This window comes from Salipiger sp. 1_MG-2023 (genome assembly GCF_030547555.1).
Taxonomy (GTDB): Bacteria; Pseudomonadota; Alphaproteobacteria; order Rhodobacterales; family Rhodobacteraceae; genus Salipiger.
Window position 1 is genome coordinate 1 of the sequence record NZ_JAUOQN010000104.1, and the last position, 6,906, is coordinate 6,906.

The following is a 6,906-nucleotide window of genomic DNA, read 5'->3' on the forward strand; positions in this document are numbered from 1 at the left end:
CGTCCTTGCCGAAAAGGTCGCTGGCCGACCGGCCTTTCATCAGCTGGTCCAGAAGGTCTTTGTCGATGCTCATACGTAGGTCTCCTCATCTCAGAGTTACCACGCCGGGGCACAGAATTCCGGACAGTCTCCCTCTCACGGGATACCTTGAGGCCATGGTCCTCGGCCAAGGTCCCGGCCGTCGGCGTCGGCGCAAAGTCGGCAGGCTGTTCCTTCACAAGCATCACGGCAAAGGCTCGCACCGCCGGATCGATCCGATTGTTCGACCGGTCGGCCGCGCGCCTTGTGCCGGATCGCCGCCGGGCGGTCGGTTCGGAAGCGCTTCAGCAGGCACGGCACCTGTCTGCGGCTCAACGCCAGAAGTGTCGTCGCATTACCCGCTGTCATCCGGCCCTGGACGACTTGGCTCAAAACTTCGACGCGGTTCAGGTCGTGCTCTGCTCTCACGCTTTGGATCACCGGAAGCTGGGATTATCCGGCTGTTTCACGATGACAGGCCGGTTGCGCCATCGGGATAATGCATGGCAATCGGGACGTCGTATCCGATCGCGCTGTGGCGCGCGATGATCGGTTCTGCGCTGACCCGCCAACGCAAGGGCCGCTACGGCCACGCCGCCCGCGACCTGACCGCCTGCGCCAACGCCAACGCCAACGCCGATGCGGCGATCACCGATTACGGCTCGCATTCAACCCACGCGACCTACACCGCCGCCCTCGCCGAAGCGCATCCACGAAAGGCCTCGTTCTGGGCACAGTTTCCGTAGACGACGAGCAGGCGTTTGGCCTGACACATTGCCCATCGGCACAGACGCGCGGGCTAAAAATCGGCCAACAGACGAAAATTCTCTGAGCAGCACGTCGGGCGCAGAGCGGCCCTTGCCTTATTACGCCAAGCCTTCGCTGGCCGGAGCAAAGGCGCGCAAGGGCGGGGGAAATCCGCGGCCTAGGACCTACGACGTTTCCGCTTCGGTTATGACTGCCTGAAAACGGCTGATCGGAGCGATCGTCGAAAGGGCCGTTCGTCCGAACTTGCTTGTCGTGCAAAGCAGGTACGAGGTCGCGGCAGCGTTCATTGCCGCCTTTTTGACCGCGATCTTGGAGGTGTTGAAATCCATCACCCTCGCGTTCTCGTCCACCGCCGAACAAGCGATCAGCGCGATGTCGATCTGGAGATCGTGCAGCCGCAGGATCACCTCCTCTCCGGTGAGGGAGCCATCGCGGCCGGACATCCGCCCCCCGATGACGTTGACCTCATGCGCGTCGGGGTCGAACAACAGCGCCGTGCGGATGCTGGTGGTGAAGATCCGAAAGCCCGCCCGCTGCGCCAACCGCGCGGCGCAGCATTCGATGGTGGTGCCCACGTCCAGAAAAATGCTGGCCCCGTCCGGGATGGCGGCGGCCGCGCGTTCCCCGACCACCAGCTTTTCGACCCGTGCCACATCGCGCTTGGCCGCGTGGTCCAGCCGCGCGGCCTCTGCCGGGCCTACCGGTCCAGCGCCTCCGTGAAAGCGCTGCAACAGCCCTTTTTCGGCCAGCGTGATGATGTCGCGGCGCACGGTCTGCGCCGAGACGCCGAACTCTTCGGCCAGTGCCTCAATCGTCACAAAGCCCGAGCTCAAGACGCGGCTCAAGACCACGCTTTGGCGTGACGATAAATCTTCGGTGGACTGCGTATCTGTCATAAAACTGTGTAAAATATCATCCATCAGGTGGAAGAAAGTTTACACAAACGAAGGCGCGCCGCAATGCAAGAAAGCTTCTTCCGCAGCGAAGATGGTCGGTTTTTTCTAGGCCAGAATGAGCTTAGCGGCAGTCAATGGGCGTGGCGCGTCAAGGGCGCGGCGCTCCCGAAAAGCACGCAAGATACCACCCCTGTCACCGCGTTTGAGGTTTTTACAGCTCTGGCCCGCACCCGCCCATTGCAGCAATTGGTTGTCGGCATCATTGGCCCTCGCAATGCCACAGCCGCGCAGATCGAAGCCGCCGAGGCCGTTGGCGCCGCCTTTGGTGCCTTGGGCCTGACGGTGATCTGCGGTGGCCGTGGCGGCGTGATGGAGGCCGCCTGCAAGGGCGCGCTTGGTGCTGGCGGACTGCCAATCGGCATTCTGCCCGGCATCGATCCACAAGAGGCCAACCCCTATGTCGCGGTGCCGCTGACCACCGGGCTGAACGAGGTGCGCAACATCATCATAGTGCGCGCGGCGCGGGTGCTGCTGGCCGTGGGCAATTCACCAGGCACCCTGACCGAGGTCGCCTATGGCCTGCATTTCGACAAACCCGTGGTTGGCGTGGCCGGGGCCGCGCAATTGGATGGTGTGTATCACACCGCCGACGCCGCAGCCGCCGTCGAGGCCACGCTGGCCCGCCTGCTGGCCGATCTGCCGATGATCGCGGCCAATTGAAATGACCGAAATCTTACACCGCCCACCCCGCGCGGATAAGCCTGCCCTGTCGCTCCGCAACGTCTCCAAGCGCTTTGGCGACACTACGGTTGTGTCGGATTTTTCGCTGGATCTTTTCGCCGGTGAGTTTGTGGCCCTGCTGGGGGCGTCCGGGTCGGGAAAATCCACAACCCTGCGGATGCTGGCGGGGCTGGAACGGCCCAGCAGCGGCAAGGTCTTGATGGATGGCGTCGACGTGACCGACCTGCGCCCCGCTGCACGCAACATTGCGCTGATGTTTCAAAGCTATGCGCTGTATCCGCATCTGAGCGTTCGGCAGAACATTGCAACGCCGTTGCGTCAAGCGCGCCTCAGCGCCGCCGCGCGACTGCCCGGTGCGGGCCTGCTGAGTGGGCGGGTTCGCAAAGCCGAGTCCGAGATCAACGCCCGCACCCAAAGCGTCGCGCAGATGCTGCGGCTGGACGGCCTGCTAGAGCGCAGGCCAAGCCAGCTATCCGGCGGCCAGCAACAGCGCGTTGCATTGGCGCGCGCGTTGGTGCGCGATCCGTCGGCCTTTTTGCTGGACGAGCCGCTGTCGAACCTCGACACCGTCCTGCGCCACAGCACCCGCGAAGAAATCCGCGACTTGCATCGCCGCACCGGCCACGCCTTTTTGCTGGTCACCCACGATCAGACGGATGCTCTGTCGATGGCCGACCGGATCGTGGTGATGATCGCGGGCCGCGTGGCGCAATGCGCCTCGGCGGCGGACATCTACCACAGGCCTGCCAACCGCGAGGTGGCCCGCTTTATCGGCGCCCACCGGATGAACATCCTGCCCCCCGGTGTTGAGGCCGCCTCGTTGCACCCGCGCGGGATGCAGGATGATATCGGGATCCGCCCCGAAGCGTTGCAGGCCGATCCAAACGGTGCGCTGTTTGCCACTTTGACAAATGCTGCCTTCCACGGCGAGGAAACCCTGTTGCGACTGCGCACCGACGCAGGAACCGAACTGCTGGCCGTCACCCAAGGCACTGCGTCCTTGCCACCGCAGGGAACCAAGATGCGCTTTGGCGCTCAGGCGGCGCGGCTGCATTGCTTTGACGCGGCCACCGGCCTTCGCAAGGAAATCAAGGCATGAATATGCGCGAAAGCATGTCCACCCTCTTGCTGACCGGCCCGGCAGCGCTGGCGCTGGTGCTGTGTGTCTTTCTGCCGGTGGCTGTGGTCTTTGTGCTGGCCTTTACCAACTATCAGATCGGCGCGCCGGGCATCGGCTGGGTCGGGCTGGACAATTTTGCACAGCTTTTTGGGTCGCGGATGGGCCGCAACGCGATCCTCAATACACTGGCCTATGTGTCGATCGTCATTCCCGCCTCGGTTGGGCTGGGGCTGCTGGTGGCCTTGGGCCTGCACGCGCTGGCGCGCAGCCTGCCGCGCGTTTCCGAAATGCTCAAGGCGGTGTATTTTCTGCCCGTCGCCGCCACGCTAGTAGCCATGGCCGTGTCGTGGCAGATGCTGCTGCACCCCTCGCTGGGGTTGGTCAACACGTGGTCCAGCGCTCTTGGACTGCCCGCGCCCCTGTGGCTGAGCGATCGCGGCCTTGTGCTGTATACGCTGTCAGCGATCGGCATCTGGCAGAGCGTTGGCTACAACATGGTGCTGTTTCTGGCTGGGCTCGCCGCCATTCAGCCCTCTCTTTATGATGCCGCCGAGGTCGACGGCGCCACCAGCAGCTGGTCGCGCTTTTGGCTGGTCACTTGGCCGATGCTTGGCCCGACAACCTTGTTTGTGATGGTGGTGACCGCAGCCAGCGCCTTTCGCGTGTTCGAAACGGTCGCGACCCTGACCAAGGGTGGGCCGGCCTTTGCCTCGGACACCATTGTCTATGCGCTCTACCGTGAGGGTTTTGTCTACTTCAAGGCAGGCTATGCCAGCGCCATCACCGTGGTGTTTTTCCTCGCGCTGCTGTTGCTGACCGCGCTGCAGATCTGGGTCATCGAACGGAAAGTGCATTACCGATGAAACGCATGGTTTTGCTTGGGCTTCTGGCCCTTGGCGCGGTGGTTGTGCTGCTGCCCTTCATCTGGATGGTGTCGGTTTCGCTCAAACCGCAGGCCGAGATCTTTACCTCCTCGGTTACCTTGCTACCGCGCGCGCCGACACTTGCGAACTACTGGCAGGCGATCACCCAGACCGCGATCCCGCGCTATCTTCTGAACGGAGCAATCGTGACAGGTGGCATCCTTGTGCTGCAATTGCTGGTCTCGGTGCCCTGCGCCTATGCGCTGGCGCATCGCAGGTTTCGTGGGCGCGGAGTGTTGTTTGCGGCCATCCTCGCGGCGCTGCTGGCACCCTTTCATGTGACGGCGATCCCGATCTTTCTTGGGCTGGCGCAGCTGGGCTGGCTGAACTCCTACGCCGCGCTGATCCTTCCCTTCACCGCGACGGCCTTTGGCTTGTTCCTGTTGCGTCAGGCCTTTGCCCGCATCCCCCGAGACCTGATCGACGCCGCCCGCGTCGATGGCATGGGCGAAATGGCCATCGCATGGCGCATCGCCTTTCCGCTGGCTATGCCCACGGTGATCGCCTTTGCGATCTTTTCGGTCACCGCCCACTGGAACGATCTGTTCTGGCCGATGATCGCCACCACCGATCCGCAGCTGGCCACCCCGCCGCGCGGCATCCTGTTCTTTCGCGACGCCGAAAGCGGTGATGCGCCGGGCCCCCTGATGGCGGGGGCGGTGCTGGTGACCGCGCCGCTGGTGCTGGCGTTTTTGCTAAGCCAGCGCCGCTTTACCCAAGGCCTGGCCAACACCGGCCTCAAGGGATGAAGCCGCCCCCGCACAAAACCAAGAGGCGGCACACCGCCCGTCCTGCTCTTTGATCCCCATTGACTGAACATCTCAGGAGACAGTTATGAAACGTTCCATTCTCGCGCTCGGCCTTGCACTGGTTGCCGGCTCCGCGGCCGCTGACACCACGCTGCGCGTGCACTACGCGATCCCCACGATCTGGGCCGACACGCAGGCCGCGCTGGCCGATGCGTTCATGGCAGCGAACCCTGACATCACCATCGAACTGGACGGCCCGGCCGAAGGCTATGCCGAAGGCGTGCAGCGGCTGCTGCGCGAATCCGTCGCTGGTACGGCGCCGGACGTGGCTTGGGTTGGCCTGAACCTGTGGCGCGTGCTTGAGGCGCGAAGCCTTGCGCAACCGCTGGACCGTTTTCTGCCCGAGGACCCCGAGGCCGTCGGATATACCGGTGCTCTGCTCTCACTGGGGCGCTTTGAAGACACGCAATACGCCCTTGGCACTTCGGCCTCGACGCTGGTCGCCTACGTCAACCCCGACCTGGTCGCACGCGCTGGCGGTTCGATGGAGGATTTTCCCACCGATTACGACGGTATCATCGAGCTGGCTGCCAAGATCGACGCGCTGGACGCCACCATCGAGGGTGTTTGGGTTTCGCCTCATGACTGGCGCTTCCAGTCATTCCTCGGCGCGCACGGTGGTCGCCCGATGACCGCTGATGAAAGCGATATAACCTTCGACAGTGACGCGGGCGTGGCCGCCGCCACGATCTATGGTCGTTTCGCATCCGAAGCGGGTATGTCCACCATGAGCGAGAACGACGCGCGTCAGGCCTTTCCCGCTGGCACGCTGGGTATCATGTTCGAAAGCTCCTCACTCATGGCGCGCTTTGCCGAGGGCGCGGGCGAGCGCTTTGACATGACAGTGGTGCCCATGCCGATCGTAGCGGCGGACGAAGACGTCTATCTGCCCACCGGCGGGTCGGGCATCGTCATGCTGACCGACGACGCGGAAAAGCAGCAGGCGGCATGGGACTACATCGCGTTTGTCACCAGCCCCGAAGCCCAGAAGATCATCGTCGAGACCACCGGCTATGCCCCCACCAATGCGCTGGTTGTCGAAGATGACAGCTATCTAGGGGATTTCTATGCCCAGAACCCCAACGCCCGTGTCGCGCACGCGCAGGTCGCGCAATATGCGGGCCCTTGGTATGCCTATCCCGGCGCCGAAGGTGTTGCGGTCACCGACGTCATCGCGGCCGACCTGCTGAAGGTTGTCGAGGGCGCGGACCCGCGCGAGGCGGTTGAAGACCTTGCCGAAACAACGCGCATGATGCTGGGTTTCAACTAGAGCTCAAGGAATGCGCGGTCCGCCATGGGCCGCGCATTTTCAATGCAATGCGTCGGCTCGCGGTGCACGGTCCATTGCTTTATCGAAATTTGCCTTTGGCGTGTCCGGAACGGGCCTGGGCCGCTCTTTTCGATGAACGGATGGCAAATTAGATGGCGGCGTCACTGGGCATTGATGATCTGACCCGCATCCTTTGTGGATCATCGCAGACTCACCTTGGCACATCGATGCCGACGAGGGTGGTAACATGATCAACGCTCCCCTTCGCGAAGGTTGAAGCCTAGAATGTGGATTATGTAATAAATTGTCGAAACGACCCACCATTCAAAATGGCGGATGTGTCCGAGATTCAATTGGTCGT

At 63.0% G+C, this 6,906-nt stretch carries 8 protein-coding genes; 6 read left to right on the forward strand and 2 right to left on the reverse strand.

Annotated features, from left to right (window positions below; all coding sequences use genetic code 11):
* Nucleotides 1-135 precede the first annotated feature (135 nt).
* A complete protein-coding gene (locus Q4543_RS24720; protein WP_368502194.1) occupies nt 136-387 on the reverse strand; it encodes a hypothetical protein in 252 nt (83 codons plus the stop codon).
* Between the two features lie 134 nt (nt 388-521).
* On the opposite strand from Q4543_RS24720, the gene Q4543_RS23375 reads away from it, so the two are divergent.
* The gene (locus tag Q4543_RS23375) at nt 522-764 is read left to right on the forward strand and encodes a DUF6880 family protein (protein ID WP_303442367.1); all 243 of its coding nucleotides are present in this window, start codon (nt 522-524) and stop codon (nt 762-764) included.
* Nucleotides 765-950: 186 nt separating this feature from the next.
* On the opposite strand, the gene Q4543_RS23380 is transcribed toward Q4543_RS23375, so the two are convergent.
* A complete protein-coding gene (locus Q4543_RS23380; RefSeq protein ID WP_368502193.1) occupies nt 951-1,706 on the reverse strand; it encodes a DeoR/GlpR family DNA-binding transcription regulator in 756 nt (251 codons plus the stop codon).
* 213 nt (nt 1,707-1,919) lie between these two features.
* Here Q4543_RS23380 and Q4543_RS23385 point away from each other — a divergent pair, with 213 nt between their 5' ends.
* The 5 genes from Q4543_RS23385 (at nt 1,920) to Q4543_RS23405 (ending at nt 6,545) form a co-directional block, all read left to right on the forward strand.
* Entirely contained in the window at nt 1,920-2,402 is a 483-nt protein-coding gene (locus Q4543_RS23385) for a TIGR00725 family protein (protein WP_303442372.1), read from the forward strand.
* 1 nt (nt 2,403) lies between these two features.
* Nucleotides 2,404-3,522 carry an ABC transporter ATP-binding protein gene (locus tag Q4543_RS23390; protein ID WP_303442374.1) on the forward strand — a complete coding sequence of 373 codons (1,119 nt, stop codon included), beginning with the start codon at nt 2,404-2,406 and terminating at the stop codon, nt 3,520-3,522.
* A complete protein-coding gene (locus tag Q4543_RS23395) occupies nt 3,519-4,406 on the forward strand; it encodes a carbohydrate ABC transporter permease (protein WP_303442377.1) in 888 nt (295 codons plus the stop codon). The genes Q4543_RS23390 and Q4543_RS23395 overlap by 4 nt, the downstream gene beginning before the upstream one ends.
* On the forward strand, nt 4,403-5,215 hold the full coding sequence (locus tag Q4543_RS23400; protein ID WP_303442380.1) for a carbohydrate ABC transporter permease: 813 nt from the start codon (nt 4,403-4,405) through the stop codon (nt 5,213-5,215). The genes Q4543_RS23395 and Q4543_RS23400 overlap by 4 nt, the downstream gene beginning before the upstream one ends.
* A gap of 85 nt (nt 5,216-5,300) precedes the next feature.
* Nucleotides 5,301-6,545 carry an extracellular solute-binding protein gene (locus tag Q4543_RS23405; protein WP_303442382.1) on the forward strand — a complete coding sequence of 415 codons (1,245 nt, stop codon included), beginning with the start codon at nt 5,301-5,303 and terminating at the stop codon, nt 6,543-6,545.
* The last annotated feature ends 361 nt before the right edge of the window (nt 6,546-6,906 follow it).

Coding starts and splice junctions, on each gene's coding strand:
- Q4543_RS24720 (WP_368502194.1), bottom strand. CDS start 387: ATGACAGCGGGTAATGCGACGACACTTCTGGCGTTGAGCCGCAGACAG.
- Q4543_RS23375 (WP_303442367.1), top strand. CDS start 522: ATGGCAATCGGGACGTCGTATCCGATCGCGCTGTGGCGCGCGATGATC.
- Q4543_RS23380 (WP_368502193.1), bottom strand. CDS start 1,706: ATGGATGATATTTTACACAGTTTTATGACAGATACGCAGTCCACCGAA.
- Q4543_RS23390 (WP_303442374.1), top strand. CDS start 2,404: ATGACCGAAATCTTACACCGCCCACCCCGCGCGGATAAGCCTGCCCTG.
- Q4543_RS23395 (WP_303442377.1), top strand. CDS start 3,519: ATGAATATGCGCGAAAGCATGTCCACCCTCTTGCTGACCGGCCCGGCA.
- Q4543_RS23400 (WP_303442380.1), top strand. CDS start 4,403: ATGAAACGCATGGTTTTGCTTGGGCTTCTGGCCCTTGGCGCGGTGGTT.
- Q4543_RS23405 (WP_303442382.1), top strand. CDS start 5,301: ATGAAACGTTCCATTCTCGCGCTCGGCCTTGCACTGGTTGCCGGCTCC.